This window comes from Noviherbaspirillum aerium (assembly GCF_008929045.1).
GTDB lineage: Bacteria > Pseudomonadota > Gammaproteobacteria > Burkholderiales > Burkholderiaceae_D > Noviherbaspirillum > Noviherbaspirillum aerium.
Window position 1 is genome coordinate 1 of the sequence record NZ_VFAH01000037.1, and the last position, 14,476, is coordinate 14,476.

A 14,476-nucleotide genomic window follows, 5' to 3' on the forward strand; every position below is an offset into this window, starting at 1 on the left:
AGTTGGTCCCACCCCTTCCCATCCCGAACAGGACCGTGAAACGACTTTGCGCCGATGATAGTGCTGCAACCAGTGTGAAAGTAGGTCATCGTCAGGCTAGTTCTACCGCATCAGCCCTGCCTCCTTACGGACGCAGGGCTGTTTGCTTTGCGCGTGCGCAATGCATGCCGCCTTGGGGGTGTTTGATAAGCGTTGCGAGCAGTTCAGATTAGCGCCGAGGAGCGCACGCGTCGGCAGGGTAAGCCGAGTACGCAGGCGCCAATCCGGAGCGCGCAGCGGCTTATCAAAAATAGCCTAGAGCGTTTTCGGCTTGACTGCCATGTCGTGTCGCAACGCCTTCGGCCACGGGCCGAATTGATACCCCTCCGGCTATGGCAGCGCAAGCCGAGGGGACAAACCAAACCTGCGCCCCGCAGGCAAATCTTCTAGGCCTTGTCGAGTCAAATCAAGGCGAAACGTTCTAACCAACAGATCGGGGAACCAACATCTCAAGACATCCACGCAGTTTGGCTTAGAAATACATTACTACTATCCCACTATCAAATATTGCTGGTGGTGCGCTTTAGAAATTTGATGATAGTCATGTGGCGCAAGCATGCCGCTACAATGATAAGTATGCAAGGCCGAGGCCTTGCGCCACTCTTGCTACTGTATTGTCGTAATTCCTCTTTGTCCTTTGACTAACAAGTTGTTAACCAGCACCACTCCTTACTCTGTGATTATTTGGTCCGAAATACGATCCGGGCCTTTGAAAGATCATAGGGCGTCAACTCTACAGTGACCTTATCCCCAGGTAGGATCTTGATGTAGTTCTTGCGCATCTTCCCGGAAATATGTCCCAGTACCTTGTGCCCATTTTCAAGTTCAACCGTAAAGGTTGCGTTGGGAAGGTTCTCGAGGACCCTCCCTTCCATTTGTATGACATCGTCTTTAGCCATTGTTTTTCCTAAAAGAATGTTGCAAACATGCTTGCTGCACATCCACTTGTCGAATTGAGGCGACTTAAGCAGCTCTCAATGTGCAATTTTACTGGTTCTTCCGGTGAATTAGCCCAGACTAATTGATCAATCATTCACACGGCAGTGTTGTGGCATAGCTGCTACCAAATAGCGACAGGTACGACTGCTTCATAGCATGCATACTATGGCAGTTGATGCATTGGAGAAACGGTCGATTCGTGTAATAATTTCTTTACAAACATACTCATGCAGGCAGAGTCCTATCGCCTGCGCATTCAAGCTTGTAAGGAAGCGTATGCACAGCAAGGCAGCATGCGAGAAGCGGCACTCAACCAGGGCCACAGTATCTATCGCGACGCGGTTGCTGCTTTCGTCGGCCGGACCATGCAAGGCCACCGCCATTGATCTGTCGACACAGGGGATGGGGCTGATAACAGGCAGCGCGGTACCTGTCGGAGTCCGATGTGCGGTTGCCTTTGAAGTGACAACCCGGCATGGGAGACGGCGTATCAATGCCTGGGCTACAGCGATACATTGCGTTCGCCATGGCGACCAGCGCTTTCACATCGGAATTCGGCTGGGTGAGATGGACCCGGATAGTCGCGTACTTCTCGAAGAAAGCATTGCGGACGTGATATCCAGGGCGGAAGGTGAATCATCGAAGCTGGCTCAGCATGCATCCTGAGACGAGAGCATCAGGCGGTCCTGCCACGTTCAAACTGCAATATTCATTCAATCATCTGCACACGAAGCGAGAAGTGTTGAATGGGTCTTCGACGCAGATATCGAACGCCCCGAAGATCCCGGTCATCTACGACAGTCAGGCTCTTGCGTTGCGCTCGTTAGGCATTCTTAAGCGTCAGCATCGTGCCAATACGGTGCTGTGCGATTGGATCTGGTAGTGGCGCACTCTTGGATTTTTAGATAAAGGTACTGCAGCTTGATCTTGATGCGCGCTTTAGCAGTACGGAATTGCCGGCAATTGCGCGTCTGGAGCAGTTCCTGGCAAGCTCGTTCACCCGATCCTGTACACCAATACGCTGGTCGAGGCATTGCCGTGTCAGTACACCCACCCCCCGGCTCGGCCATATTAACCAGCTGCCATGCTTGGGCGTATGCGCCAATTCCAGTTTGCGCGCCAGTCGCAGTGCCTCTTCGGGTGCAAATGCATCGTATAGCGATGCCAACCGGTGGGACCGGTTCTCCAGGCTGCGGGTCGTGATGCCGATTGCTTCGGCGGTGCGGGCCTCCGGCCAGTTCGGTCCGTCTTCACTTTGGTCTATCTTGAGCATGGCATGCGGCGAAAAAAGGACTGCATCGACTCGCCTGCGCAGTCCTTATTCTTGTCAGTGAATCATTCGCTCGCTTCGCGATTATTGCGCAGCAGCCTTCAATGAACCTGAAGCGTTGCCACCCACATTAACGTTCGACGCGGCTCTTTGGATGTGATTCTGCATGGAGCTAGTCTGCTTGCTTGTTTCCGCGGCCACAGCGTTCTTCGTCTGCGTTGCTTCCTCGGTAGCCAGTCTGGCGTCTGCACGTGCTTTCGCTTGGGTCTTTGCAGCCGCATCGGTTCCAGTATGGACAGAGCCTTGCTCACGAGACTGGACGGCGGCGCGCGCCGCGTCCCTACCCGAACCGAGCGCATCATTGCCGTTCGCGTTCGTTTTTGCGGTGGCGTCCAGATGGACCCCTGTGTTAGCTTGCACGCCCAGAGCCGTAACGCCGACACCCGCACCTGCCCCAATACCGGTACCCGATCCAATGCCGATTGACCCGGCTTGTGCCGACAAGCTTGCTCCGGCGAGCAAAGAAGCAGATAAGACGAATGAAGTGATCCTGGTCATATCAATCCTTGGATGCCCGACTTATTGTCGTGCGCTTAATATAGGCAAGCAGGCCTTGGCTCAGTGTTATAAAAATGTAAGAAATATTTCGTGATAATTAGAAAACTGCATTCCTAATCATGAAACGCAGCGACAGTGGTTCGCGCGAGCCAATGCCCGCGGCACACGGGTTATGTTGCCTTTGTCATGCCACACCAGATACGCAACTACCAGATCGCCTTACCAGCAGCATCTTTTATTTGCGACTTCCACGCTTCCTGCACTTGATTCACCAGCGGCGTCGGTATGGCAACATAGTTCAGCTTCGCGGCAGTAGTACCGCCGTTCTTGTAGGCCCAGTCGAAAAACTTCAGCACCTCCCTGCCTCTATCCGAATTTGCCTGTACCTTGTGCATCAGGATGAAGGATGCACCGGTAATCGGCCAGCTGTCCTTACCCGGCTGATTGGTCAGTACCACGCCGAATCCCGGAGTCTGGCTCCAGTTGGCGCTGGCCGCAGCAGCCTTTACGGATTCGTCGACCGGCTGCACGAATAGCCCTTCGCGATTCTGCAGCTGGACATGGCTCATCTTGAGGTGCTTGATATAGTTGTATTCGAGGTAACCGATGGAATTCCGTATTCGCTGCACATACGCGGAGACACCTTCATTACCTTTTCCCCCTATACCGACCGGCCACTTGACGGCCGTACTGGCGCCGACTTTGGACTTGAACTCAGGGCTGACCTTGGACAAATAATCGGTGAACAGGAAGGTCGTTCCCGATCCATCCGAACGTCGAATGACAACAATGTCTTCCGCCGGCAGGCTCAGCCCGGGATTGAGTGCGGCAATTTCTGTCGCATTCCACTTGGTGATCCTGCCAAGAAAGATCTGTGCAAGCACTTCTCCCGTCAGCCTGATCTGGCCAGGTCCGATTCCTTTCAGGTTAACCACCGGGGCTACGGCTCCCATAATGGCAGGAAACTGTATCAATCCTTCCTTCTCCAGATCTGCTGCCTTCAACGGTCTGTCGGATGCGCCGAAGTCGACCGTTTTCGACTTGATTTGCTTGACTCCGGCGCCGGAGCCGACTGACTGGTAGTTTAGGCTGGTGCCGGTGGCGGCTTTGTAGTCTTGGGCCCATCGCGCATAAATCGGATAGGGAAACGTAGCGCCCGCTCCCGTGATTTCAGCTGCTGATGCGCAGGAACATGCAAGCGCAATGGCAACCGATACGGGAATGGCTTTGAGAAGTCTGTTCAACTGCATTTCTAGTCCTGTAAAAGGGAGACGCAATTTTATCCTTATCAATCGCAAGTCGTTTCATGCCGATAGGATTGCCAGGCCGCCATGGCTGGCAGTGCGTATTCAGCGGATGATGAAGCTATCGAAGGATAAGAGGTGACGAGTGCAATGCGGCCAAGCGGAAAAGAAGCAATGGGATGCGATGGAACGACTTGAGAGCCGCGTTCAGTCGGCGGGGTGCAGGCGGCCGGCATTTCACTCCTACGGTGTAGAGCAAACGGGATGGTACTGTCGACATGGCGCAGGGCGGAATGTCCATCTTTCCAGCCGACATCGACCACAAGCGCGCTGACGTTCAAGCCTTGGGCGCTGGTCCTGGTGGCAGAGCCTCCCGCAAGCAATGGACGCTGTAGAGTCGCGCCGAACCAATGCCTGCAATCCGTTCTAGGCTGTTGCTTGCGTCTGCGTGCACTGCCCGATGGCCGCCCGCCTGAAAGTGGAAGGGGAGACGCCGATATGTTCCTTGAAGAAGCGGGAGAAATTGCTGGGCGCGGAAAAACCGAGATCGAAGGCGACGTCAGTCAGTGTCGCCTTGGGCGCGATCAGCCGCCGCATTGCTTCTTCCACGCGCAGGGCACTCCAGAATACCTGGGGCGTGGTATTGAGCTGCTCCTTGAAGAGCATGAAGAAATGGGCGCGCGACATGCCCACTCTCTCCGCAATTTCCTCGACGCCGATGCCGCCGCCGACATGGTCCCGCATCAATGAAATGGCAGCGCGCAGACGATGATCAAGCAGTGGCGGCAGCATGCGTACGCCGGCTGCCTCCTTGGAGCCGGTCGCCGCGGCAACCGAGGCATCGATCAGGCTTTCGGCTTCGGCATCGATCAGCGCGCGGTTGCCGCTGTTCGTCATGAGAATGTTCAGCAGCCGCCAGCAGGCCTTGCGCAAGTTGTCGTCGATCGGAATGCGAGGACAGGGAAATAGAAAGGGCCGGCCGGTCGCCTTGCGCCGCTCGTTGAGCCAGTCGCGGGAAATCATCAGCAGCAGGAACACGGCAGTGCCGTTCTGCTCCAGCAGTTCCATGTCGTGCAGTTGGTAGGCATTGGTCGCAACGCCCACATCCTCGGCGTAATGCACCACCGTCTTGCCGACCTGGGCCTTGGCGCGAGCGCCGCCAAGCCAGAACGCTACCTGCGACTCGGTGTGCGAGTGCGCCACGAGACTGGTACGAGATTCCAGCACGATGGCCTGACCGAAGGGGCCTTCATGAAAAGCGTATGCCTCTGACATGCTTGTCTCCTCCCGCCGGTTATCCAGCGTGTTGGCCGATTGTAACCATACTTTTTTGGTGATATCAGCTATTCACGCAAAAGATATCAGACTTAGCGATAAGCCTGAAGATCATCGGATAAGCCGGGCGACCGGCCGATAAGCGTATTTTGCGATCCCTTCCTACACTCCAATCCACCTGAACAGCGCCTTGGCAACCTGCCTTGGCGGCAACATCATCTTGGAAGGATGAACAGATGCGAATTGCAAGTTATCGAGTCGGCGGCAGGCGTTTCGTCGGAATAGTTTCGTCGGATCAGAGCAAGGTGACACCACTGGCCTTGTCACAGGAACAAGCCGAGCGCGGCGCAATGGCGATCGTCGAATTACTGGCAGCCGGGAAAATTCTGCCTGCGACAGAGGGGCCGACGCTGGAAATATCGGCAGTCAGGCTAGAGGCGCCCATTCCGGTGCCGCGCCGCAACATCTGGTGCGTGGGGCGCAATTATCATGCGCATGCCAAGGAATTGCAGGCCTCGGTATTCAAGGGCAACGATGCCAATCCGGAATCCTGGCCGATTGTGTTTACCAAGGTGCCGGAATGCGTGGTCGGCCCTTACGACGACGTCCGCCTGCCGGGCGCTGCGGTCTCCGAGCAGATTGATTATGAAGCGGAACTGGCGGTGGTGATCGGCCGCGGTGGCAAGAACATCCAGCGCGCCGACGCCATGCAGCATGTGTTCGGCTATACCGCAGTCAACGACGTGACCGCGCGCGACGTGCAGATGCGCCACCAGCAATGGGACATGGGCAAGTCCTTCGACAATTTCTGTCCGATGGGTCCCTGGCTGGTGACTGCCGACGAACTCGATGGCACCCGAACCCGGGTGCGCTGCTGGGTCAATGGTGAACTGCGCCAGGACGGCCCCACCGAGAACCTCATCTTCGACATCCCGACGCTGATCGAGACGGTCTCGCGCGGCATCACTCTGTACCCCGGCGACGTCATCGCTACCGGCACGCCGGCCGGCGTCGGCATGGGTCTGCAGCCACCCCGTTTTCTCAAGTCTGGCGATGTGGTGCGCATCGAGATCGACGGCCTCGGCGCGATCGAAAACCGTTTTGTCTGATCCTGCCATTTAGCAGAGGAAAACCATGGCGACGCAAATCATCACCAACCTGGCAGTCGAGGTAGAAGGAGAAGGGAAGGCGATCGTCTGCGTGCACGGCCTGGGCGGCAGCAGCAATACCTGGACGCCGTTGCTGCCGGTGATGCAGGGCTACCGCGTGGTGCGTATCGACCTTCCGGGAAGCGGCCGTTCCGCCACCACCGACAGTGCCCTGAGCATTGCGCAAATGGTGGACGCAGTAGTGGGAGTCTGCCGTCACCTCGGTATTGCGAACGCTCACTTCATCGGCCATTCGATGGGCACGATCGTCTGTCAGCACATTGCCATCCTGCATCCGCAGCTGGTGCTGAGCCTGGCGCTGTTCGGCCCCTTGACCTGTCCGCCGGATGCGGCAAGACCCAACATCATTGCCCGCGCCGCCAAGGCCGGCAGCGGCGGACTGCCCGCCATGCAGGAAATAGCCGATGCCATTGTGGCGGCCGCCACCAGCCATGAAACGCGGGCCGAGCAGCCAGCCGCCGTGGCGCTGGTAAGGGAAAGCGTCATGCGCCAGTCGCCGCAGGGCTATGCGCAAAGCTGCCTGGCGCTGGCAAGCGCCCAAGCGGCCGCCATCGAGCGCATCGAGGTGCCGACCTTGCTGATTACCGGCGACCAGGACGGTGTGGCTCCTGTGACGGCGGTCCGGGAAATGGCGGCGCGCATTCCATCCAGTCGGGTGGTGGTGCTGGCCGGATGCGGTCACTGGCCGACGATCGAAAAGCCCGCCCATTGCGGAGCCGAACTCAACAGCTTCCTGCGCAAGGCAGCATGACTACCTTGCGCCGAACAACACTCAAGATGAAATAGCGACCCGATGACGACAAAATTCTTTGAACGTATTGCGGTAGAAGTCGACGACGAAGGCGAACCGGTGGTGTGCATCCACGGCCTCGGCGGCTCTTCCAACAATTGGACGCCTGTCGGGCAGGCACTGTCGGGAATGCGCCAGGTGCGCATCGACATGCCGGGCAGCGCGCGCTCCGCCCTGGTGGAAGGTCCGCTGTCGATAGAACGGCTGGCCGAAAGCGTGATCGGCGTCTGCCGGCGTCTCGACATCACCGGCGCCCGTTTCCTCGGCCATTCGCTCGGCAGCATCGTCTGCTTCCAGGTGGCCGTAATGGAGCCGCGCCTGGTGCGCAGCATGGCGCTGTTCGGTCCGCTGCTATGCCCGCCGGACGCCGCGCGCCCGAATATCCGTGCCCGCGCAGCCAAGGCGCGCGAGGGCGGAGTCGCGGCGATGCAGGAGATCGCGGATGCCATCGTTGGCGCGGCCCTATCGGCCCGCACCCGGCGCGAGCAGCCGGTCACGGTGGCCATGGTGCGCGAAAGCGTGATGCGCCAGGATCCCGAGGGCTATGCGCGAAGCTGCGAAGCGCTGGCCGAGGCAGTCGCGCCGCCGGTGGAGCGGATCGCGTGTCCGACCCTGCTGGTCACCGGTGACGAAGACGTGGTCGCGCCGCCGCAGTCGGTGCGCGCCATCGGCGAACGCATTGCCGGCAGCCGCACCGTCGTCTATCCGCAATGCGGGCACTGGACCACCTTCGAACGGCCGGAGGAGTGCCTGCGCGACCTCCGGGAATTCCACGCCGGCCGCTTCTGATCAACTTCCGAGCAACTTCCGAGCAGCAGCCGCAGATAGAAAAGAACACCGACAAGGAGACAAACATGGCCAACGTACTGTTCACGAATGTACGCATCTTCGACGGTAGCGGCACCCAGCCTTACAGCGGCGAAGTGCTGGTCGAAGGCAATCGCATCACCCGCATTGCCCGCAGCGCCCGCAGCTTTCATCCAGGCGACGTCACCGTGATCGATGGCTCCGGCGCCTTTCTGATGCCGGGCATGACCGAGGCCCATACGCATTTTGCGTGGAACGACCAGCCTTCGCTGTCGGCGATCCAGATGATGCCGCCGGAAGAGCACATTCTGTGGTGCGTGCGGGTGGCCAAGCGCTACCTGGACATGGGCTGGACTTCCTGCGTCGGGGCAGCCACCGCCAAGGCGCGGCTGGACGTGGTCCTGCGCAACACCATCGACGCCGGTGAATTTCCCGGACCCCGCTACCTGGCCGCGAGCCAGGAGATCACCACCATCGGTGGCCTCGGCGACGAAACCCGTCCGCATCTGCCGTATCCGGAGCTGAGTTTCGGTTGCGTGGCGACCGGCGCCGATGAAATGCGCAAGGTGGCGCGCACCTTCATCAAGTACGGCGTCGATTCGCTCAAGATCAATCTGTCCGGCGAGTACATCGCCGGCAGTTCGGCCGAGTCCAGCCCGTTCACCGATCCCGAGATCGCGGCGCTGGTCGAAGAGGCGCGGCGCCATGGCAAGCGCGTAGCGGCCCATGCCCGTTCCTGCGAATCGATCAAGCAGTGCATCCGTCATGGCATCGAAGTGATCTACCACGCCAGCTTTACAGACGATGAAGCGCTGGACCTGCTGGAAGCCAACAAGCACCGCGTGTTCGTGGCGCCCGGCCTGGCCTGGCTGATCAACACCAGCTACAACGCCAGCGAGTACGGCATCACGCCGGAAGCCGCCAAGGCGATGGGTTACCACCGCGAACTCGAACACGCGATCGAGTCGATGAAGAAGATCCACAAGCGCGGCGTGCGCATCCTGCCGGGCGGCGACTATGGCTTCGCCTGGATCAAGCATGGCACCAATGCGCGCGACCTGGAGTACTTCGTCAAATACCTCGGCTTCTCCACCATGGAAGCGCTGATCTCGGCAACCAAGTACGGCGGCGAAATGATGATGCGGCCGAACGAGCTCGGACAGGTGAAGGAGGGCTACCTGGCCGACATGCTCCTGATCGACGGTGATCCCCTCGCGGATATCCGCATCCTGCAGGATCCGGAGCGCATCCTGGCGGTGATGAAGGACGGCGAGTTCCACAAGGCGCCGGCAATCCGCAACACGCGCACCGCTTCCCCCTCGCGCTGGGCGGCCTACGCATGATGCTCGCCCATGCTTCCATGCCGCGCGCGTCGACGCTGGCGGCAACCGCGCTGATCGGCATCCCGCTGCTGGCGCTGTCCATCCTGGCGCTGTCGACGCAGCCCAAGCTGTTCATCCTCTCGCTGCTCAACGGCCTGACGCTGGCCGCGCTGTATTTCCTGGTGGCGAGCGGCTTTACGTTGGTGTTCGGGCTGATGCGCAACGTCAATCTCGCGCACGGCTCGCTCTACCTGATGGGAGCCTATGTCGGCTACAGCGTGGGGGAGGCCACCGGATCCTGGCTGCTGGCGGTGGCGGCCGGTTTCCTGTTTGCCGCATTGGCCGGCCTGCTCCTGCAGGTCTTCGTGCTGCGCCACATGGATGGACAAGACCTGCGCCAGACCATGGTCACCATCGGCATCTCGATCGTGCTGGCCGACATCTTCCTGTGGATCTGGGGCGGCGACACCTACCAGTTCGACCCGCCGCAGTGGACCCAATTCCCGGTGCCGATGCCGATCATCAATGCCTATCCCGGCTACCGCCTGCTGGTGCTGCTGGCGGCGGTCGCGGTGGGGCTGGTCCTATGGCTGTTTCTCAACCGCACCCACATCGGCATGATGATTCGCGCCGGGGTCGACGACAAGCGGATGCTGTCGGCCAGCGGCGTCAACGTGCAGCGCATCTTCGCACTGACGTTTGCCATCGGCGCCGGCCTGGCGGGCGCGGCCGGCGTCATCGGGGGCACCGCGCTGTCGATCGCTCCCGGTGAAGACACCCGCTATCTGCTGGCTTCGCTGATCGTGGTCATCGTCGGCGGCATGGGCAGCATCAGCGGCGCGGCGGTCGGCGCGTTATTGATCGGCATCGCCGAAACCATGGGCATGGCCTACGCTCCCACCTACGGCGTCGTGTTTACCTTCGTCATCATGGTGGCGGTGCTGGCCTTCCGTCCGCAAGGCCTGATGGGGAAAAAAGCATGAGCGCGAACAAGTGGCGGCATGCCACCAGCACTGTGCCGATGCCGCGGCATGACCGGGCCGCCGTATCCTCGGCATCAAAGGCCGAAGCCCGGCCGCGCCTGAAGCTTGCCGCCGCGACGCCGCCGGCCGTTGACACTTCCCCGGCAAGCCCGCGGCGGGGAATGCAGGTGTTGCGTTATGCCGTGGTGCTGGTTGCGCTCGCGGTCTATCCCTGGGTGGCTTCCTCCTTCTTCACCTTCCAGGTCGCCGGGCAGGCCCTGGTGCTGGGAATCATCGGCCTGTCGCTTGCTTTCCTGGCGGGCTACGGCGGCATGGTCAGCCTGTCGCAGATGACCGTGGCCGGAATCGCCGGCTATGCGGTGGCGATCTTCGGGCAGTCGGCGGTAGGCAATATCAGCCTGGGATGGCCGTGGTGGCTGGCCGCGCTGACGGGCGTGGTGCTGGCGGTCATCGTCGCCACCCTGATCGGCCTGATCTCGGTGCGCACCGACGGTATCTACACCATCATGATCACCCTGGCCATCGGTGTCGCCATGTTCTATCTGGCCCAGCAGAACCATACCGTGTTCAACGGCTTCCAGGGTTTTTCGCGCGTGACGGCGCCGGTGATCGGCGGCATCAGCCTGCGTGACCCGATTCCGTTCTTTTATGTTGCGCTTACGCTCGGACTAAGCGCCTATGCGGCGGTCAAGTACCTCGTGCGGGCGCCGTTCGGCATGGCATTGCAAGGCGTGCGCGACAACGCCAGGCGGATGCGGGCACTCGGCTTCGACGTGACGGCGCACCGCGTGGCGGCGCATGCCTTCGCCGGCTTGATTGCAGGCATTGGCGGCGTGCTGCTGGTCTGGTACAACGCCGGCATTTCACCGGGCACGATCGGTGCCGACGCCCTGATCAACATCCTGGTCGTGGCCGTGCTGGGAGGCATGCGCCATCCGATCGGACCTTTCATCGGCGCCCTGGTGTTCGTGCTGCTTCAGAATTTCGCGATCGACCTGATCGACCGCGAGCGCTTCAACCTCGTGATCGGCGGCGCCTTCCTGCTGATCGTGCTGTTTTCCCCTGATGGCCTGCTTGGATTGTGGCATCGGGCGCGTGGCTACCTTCACCCGGCCACCAAGCGATAGGGTGAGTTTTCCATAATCAAAACTAGGAGACGAATGATGAAACTGCACACCAGAGAACTGCGCGCCACGGTCCTTGCCCTCTCGCTGGCCGCCATCGGCATGTCCGCCAATGCCCAGGAGGTGATCAAGGTCGGCGTACTCGCCACCCTCGAAGGCGCGCTCGCCGTATCGGGCCAGGACGGCATGCGCGGCATGGAACTGGCGATGAAGGAACACAACTTCAGCGCCGGCGGCAAGAAGATCGAGGTCATCCGCGCTTCCTCCAACGGCAAGCCCGACGTCGCGGTCAACGCCGCCCGCAAACTGGTCGAGCAGGACAAGGTGCAGGTGCTGATCGGGCCGCTGTCCGGCTCGGAAGGCATCGCCATCAAGGATTACGCCAAGACCCAGCCCAACGTCATCTTCGTCAACGGCTCCTCGGCGGCCCAGCAGACAACGCTGGCCGATCCGTCACCCAACTTCTTCCGCTTCACTACCGACGGCGCTCAGTGGTCCTACGGCCTCGGCTCCTATTCCTACCAGAAGGGGTACAAGAAGGTGGCGGTCGTGGCCGAGGACTATGCCTTTCCGTATTCCCAGGTGCAGGGCTTCATGACCGAGTTTTGCAAGGTCGGCGGAAAAGTGGTGGACAAGCAGTGGGTGCCGCTCGGCACCAAGGACTACTCCTCGGTGATTGCCAAGCTGCCGAACGACATCGACGCCATCTACGTCGTGCTGGGCGGCTCCGATGCGGTCAACTTCTTTTCCCAGTACGAGCAGGCTGGCGGCAGCAAGCCATTCATTGCCGGCTCCATCACCGTCGACCAGACCGTGCTTGGCTACAAGGGCAAGCGCCGGGATGGACTGGTTGGCACGCCGGCCGCCGGCCCGATCGCCGACAACTGGGACAATGCCGACTGGAAGAAATTCGTGACCTCCTATCAGCAGGCCGGTTTCAAGGATGCGTATCCAACTCCCGGCCTGTTCGCCCATGCCTACTATGTCAACACCAAGGCGGTGCTGACCGGCCTGGACGCCACCAAAGGCAACGTCTCGCAACTCGGCAAGCAGCTTTCCTCCATGACCCTGAAGACGCCCACCGGCGATGTCAAGCTGGATGAAAACCGCAACGGCGTGGCCAGCATCTTCCTCACCGAAGTCGCCAAGGGGCCGGACGGCAACCTGTACAACAAGGTGGTCAAGGTATCGCCCAATGTAGCCCAGACGCTGGGCCTGAGCCGCGACGAATTCCAGAAGATGGGCATCGGCTCCCGCACCAACCCCGACTGCAAGTAAGCATCGAGGCACCAGGACCATCGGCGCCGTCCGCCGCCCGCCATTCTCCGGCGGGCGGCGGAGCGCCGGTGCCTGGCGAACAGGACCCATTCGGAACCTTACTCCATGAATGCAACCAGCATTGCAACTCGCGCGGCAACCGGATTCAACTCCGGCAATGCCCTGGAACTGCACGGCGTGTCGCGCAGTTTCGGAGCGCTCAAGGCCATCGACGACGTCTCCTTCAACGTCGCCGCCAGCGAGCGTTATGCGGTACTGGGCTCGAACGGCGCAGGCAAGACCTCGCTGTTCAACGCCATCACCGGCGACTTCCTGCCGACCGCCGGCCGCGTCCTGCTGTTCGGCGAGGACGTGACCGTGCTGCCGCCGCAGGAGCGCATCCGGCGCGGCCTGCGCCGCACCTATCAGTCGTCGCTGCTGTTTCGCGACCTGACGGTGCGGGACAATCTGTTTCTCGCGGTGCGCGGCGTCAATCGCGGCCGCTTCAGCTTCTTCCGTCCCGGGAAGGACGACGCCAGCGCGGTGTCGGCAGGAGACCTGCTCGAGCATGCGCGCCTGTCGCACCTGGCCGACGCCCCGGTGTCGGAGCTGTCGCATGGCCAGCAGCGCCAGCTCGAGATCGGCATGGCGTTGGCCGGAGCGCCGCGCCTGATCCTGTTCGACGAGCCGGCCGCCGGGCTGTCGCCGGCCGAACGCAAGGAACTGGTGGCGCTGCTGAAGGGCCTGCCGCAGCACATCGGATACATCATCATCGAGCACGACCTGGAGATCGCGCTCAACGTCGTCGAGCGGGTCACGGTCATGCATAACGGGCGCGTGCTCTGCCACGGAACGCCGCGCGAGATCGAAGACAACCCGCAGGTGCAGGCGATCTACATGGGAGAGCATGGCCATGGCCACCATTAAGGACATGTTGCGCGGCCGGGCCGGCGGCGCGAGCGAGGCCGCCATCCTCGAGATCCGCGACCTGGATGTGTACTACGGGCAGGCGCATGCGCTGCAGGGCGTATCGCTCGGCTTGGACAAGGGCGTGCTGGCTGTCGTCGGCAAGAACGGCATGGGCAAGACCTCGCTGTGCAATGCCGTCACGGGACTGGTTCCGGCGCGCGGCAGCGTGCGCTTCCAGGGGAGCGAAATGCTTGGCATGTCGCCGCACCGGATTACCCATGCCGGCATCGGCTACGTGCCTCAGGGGCGCCGGGTCTGGCCGTCGTTGACCGTGGATGAACACCTGCGGCTGGCGTCGCGCACGGCGCGGCGCGGCGAATGGACCGTGGAACGCATCTATGAACTGTTTCCTCGGCTGGGGGAGCGCAAGGAAAACGGCGGCGCCCAGCTGTCCGGCGGGGAGCAGCAGATGCTGGCGATTGGCCGGGCCCTGCTGTTCAATCCGAAGCTGCTGGTCATGGATGAACCGACCGAAGGCCTGGCGCCGGTGATTGTCGAGCACGTGGCCGACATGATCCGCCGGCTGGCCCAGGATGCGGGAGTCTCGGTATTGCTGATCGAGCAGAACCTGGGTGTCGCCATTGATGTCGCGGATACGATTGCGGTATTGGTCAACGGCCGGGTGGCGCGGGTGCTGCCAGCCGCCGAACTCGGCGCCGACCGCGAGCTGCAGCAGCGACTGCTTGGCGTGCGCGGCGGCGGCGAAGAGGAGACTCAGGAATCCGTCCTG

At 61.0% G+C, this 14,476-nt stretch carries 13 protein-coding genes, 1 rRNA gene and 1 pseudogene; 11 read left to right on the top strand and 4 right to left on the bottom strand.

Annotation, left to right across the window (positions count from 1 at the left end):
• A 5S ribosomal RNA gene (gene rrf, locus FH061_RS32010) occupies positions 1-97 on the top strand; the annotation flags it as partial.
• Between the two features lie 622 nt (positions 98-719).
• On the opposite strand, the gene infA is transcribed toward rrf, so the two are convergent.
• The gene (infA, locus tag FH061_RS28055) at positions 720-938 is read right to left on the bottom strand and encodes a translation initiation factor IF-1 (protein WP_151639136.1); all 219 of its coding nucleotides are present in this window, start codon (positions 936-938) and stop codon (positions 720-722) included.
• A gap of 316 nt (positions 939-1,254) precedes the next feature.
• Here infA and FH061_RS31945 point away from each other — a divergent pair, with 316 nt between their 5' ends.
• Positions 1,255-1,644, top strand: a complete 390-nt coding sequence (locus FH061_RS31945; RefSeq protein WP_404822522.1) for a PilZ domain-containing protein — start codon at positions 1,255-1,257, stop codon at positions 1,642-1,644.
• A gap of 688 nt (positions 1,645-2,332) precedes the next feature.
• On the opposite strand, the gene FH061_RS28060 is transcribed toward FH061_RS31945, so the two are convergent.
• The 3 genes from FH061_RS28060 to FH061_RS28070 all read right to left on the bottom strand — a co-directional run bounded on the left by FH061_RS28060 (position 2,333) and on the right by FH061_RS28070 (position 5,325).
• Positions 2,333-2,806 carry a hypothetical protein gene (locus FH061_RS28060; RefSeq protein WP_151639137.1) on the bottom strand — a complete coding sequence of 158 codons (474 nt, stop codon included), beginning with the start codon at positions 2,804-2,806 and terminating at the stop codon, positions 2,333-2,335.
• A gap of 206 nt (positions 2,807-3,012) precedes the next feature.
• The gene (gene pstS / locus FH061_RS28065; RefSeq protein WP_151639138.1) at positions 3,013-4,056 is read right to left on the bottom strand and encodes a phosphate ABC transporter substrate-binding protein PstS; all 1,044 of its coding nucleotides are present in this window, start codon (positions 4,054-4,056) and stop codon (positions 3,013-3,015) included.
• 420 nt (positions 4,057-4,476) lie between these two features.
• Positions 4,477-5,325: a helix-turn-helix domain-containing protein gene (locus FH061_RS28070; protein ID WP_151639139.1), complete on the bottom strand. Its 849-nt coding sequence runs from the start codon at positions 5,323-5,325 to the stop codon at positions 4,477-4,479.
• A 236-nt stretch (positions 5,326-5,561) separates the two neighbouring features.
• Between FH061_RS28070 and FH061_RS28075 the strand changes: the two genes are divergently transcribed.
• The 9 genes and pseudogenes from FH061_RS28075 to FH061_RS31345 all read left to right on the top strand — a co-directional run.
• Positions 5,562-6,434, top strand: a complete 873-nt coding sequence (locus FH061_RS28075; RefSeq protein WP_151639140.1) for a fumarylacetoacetate hydrolase family protein — start codon at positions 5,562-5,564, stop codon at positions 6,432-6,434.
• A 25-nt stretch (positions 6,435-6,459) separates the two neighbouring features.
• Positions 6,460-7,245 (top strand): alpha/beta fold hydrolase, encoded by a 786-nt coding sequence (locus FH061_RS28080; RefSeq protein ID WP_151639141.1) that lies wholly within the window; start codon positions 6,460-6,462, stop codon positions 7,243-7,245.
• Between the two features lie 42 nt (positions 7,246-7,287).
• Positions 7,288-8,073, top strand: coding sequence for an alpha/beta fold hydrolase (locus FH061_RS28085; RefSeq protein WP_151639142.1), 786 nt, complete (start codon positions 7,288-7,290; stop codon positions 8,071-8,073).
• A 65-nt stretch (positions 8,074-8,138) separates the two neighbouring features.
• A complete protein-coding gene (locus FH061_RS28090) occupies positions 8,139-9,434 on the top strand; it encodes a metal-dependent hydrolase family protein (RefSeq protein ID WP_151639143.1) in 1,296 nt (431 codons plus the stop codon).
• Entirely contained in the window at positions 9,431-10,396 is a 966-nt protein-coding gene (locus FH061_RS28095) for a branched-chain amino acid ABC transporter permease (RefSeq protein WP_225984939.1), read from the top strand. The genes FH061_RS28090 and FH061_RS28095 overlap by 4 nt, the downstream gene beginning before the upstream one ends.
• A complete protein-coding gene (locus tag FH061_RS28100) occupies positions 10,393-11,523 on the top strand; it encodes a branched-chain amino acid ABC transporter permease (protein WP_225984940.1) in 1,131 nt (376 codons plus the stop codon). The genes FH061_RS28095 and FH061_RS28100 overlap by 4 nt, the downstream gene beginning before the upstream one ends.
• Positions 11,524-11,556: 33 nt before the next feature.
• The gene (locus tag FH061_RS28105; RefSeq protein WP_225984941.1) at positions 11,557-12,798 is read left to right on the top strand and encodes an ABC transporter substrate-binding protein; all 1,242 of its coding nucleotides are present in this window, start codon (positions 11,557-11,559) and stop codon (positions 12,796-12,798) included.
• Between the two features lie 105 nt (positions 12,799-12,903).
• Complete coding sequence (locus FH061_RS28110) at positions 12,904-13,704, top strand: ABC transporter ATP-binding protein (protein ID WP_151639144.1); 801 nt, start codon at positions 12,904-12,906, stop codon at positions 13,702-13,704.
• A 4-nt stretch (positions 13,705-13,708) separates the two neighbouring features.
• A pseudogene (locus FH061_RS31345) lies at positions 13,709-14,206 on the top strand (ABC transporter ATP-binding protein); the annotation flags it as partial.
• Positions 14,207-14,476 lie beyond the last annotated feature (270 nt).

What these genes read in the sequence shown, in the direction of transcription:
- FH061_RS31945 (WP_404822522.1), top strand. Translation starts at nt 1,255, where the DNA reads ATGCACAGCAAGGCAGCATGCGAGAAGCGGCACTCAACCAGGGCCACA.
- FH061_RS28100 (WP_225984940.1), top strand. Translation starts at nt 10,393, where the DNA reads ATGAGCGCGAACAAGTGGCGGCATGCCACCAGCACTGTGCCGATGCCG.
- infA (WP_151639136.1), bottom strand. Translation starts at nt 938, where the DNA reads ATGGCTAAAGACGATGTCATACAAATGGAAGGGAGGGTCCTCGAGAAC.
- FH061_RS28070 (WP_151639139.1), bottom strand. Translation starts at nt 5,325, where the DNA reads ATGTCAGAGGCATACGCTTTTCATGAAGGCCCCTTCGGTCAGGCCATC.
- FH061_RS28095 (WP_225984939.1), top strand. Translation starts at nt 9,431, where the DNA reads ATGATGCTCGCCCATGCTTCCATGCCGCGCGCGTCGACGCTGGCGGCA.
- FH061_RS28080 (WP_151639141.1), top strand. Translation starts at nt 6,460, where the DNA reads ATGGCGACGCAAATCATCACCAACCTGGCAGTCGAGGTAGAAGGAGAA.
- FH061_RS28090 (WP_151639143.1), top strand. Translation starts at nt 8,139, where the DNA reads ATGGCCAACGTACTGTTCACGAATGTACGCATCTTCGACGGTAGCGGC.
- FH061_RS28085 (WP_151639142.1), top strand. Translation starts at nt 7,288, where the DNA reads ATGACGACAAAATTCTTTGAACGTATTGCGGTAGAAGTCGACGACGAA.
- pstS (WP_151639138.1), bottom strand. Translation starts at nt 4,056, where the DNA reads ATGCAGTTGAACAGACTTCTCAAAGCCATTCCCGTATCGGTTGCCATT.
- FH061_RS28110 (WP_151639144.1), top strand. Translation starts at nt 12,904, where the DNA reads ATGAATGCAACCAGCATTGCAACTCGCGCGGCAACCGGATTCAACTCC.
- FH061_RS28105 (WP_225984941.1), top strand. Translation starts at nt 11,557, where the DNA reads ATGATGAAACTGCACACCAGAGAACTGCGCGCCACGGTCCTTGCCCTC.
- FH061_RS28075 (WP_151639140.1), top strand. Translation starts at nt 5,562, where the DNA reads ATGCGAATTGCAAGTTATCGAGTCGGCGGCAGGCGTTTCGTCGGAATA.
- FH061_RS28060 (WP_151639137.1), bottom strand. Translation starts at nt 2,806, where the DNA reads ATGACCAGGATCACTTCATTCGTCTTATCTGCTTCTTTGCTCGCCGGA.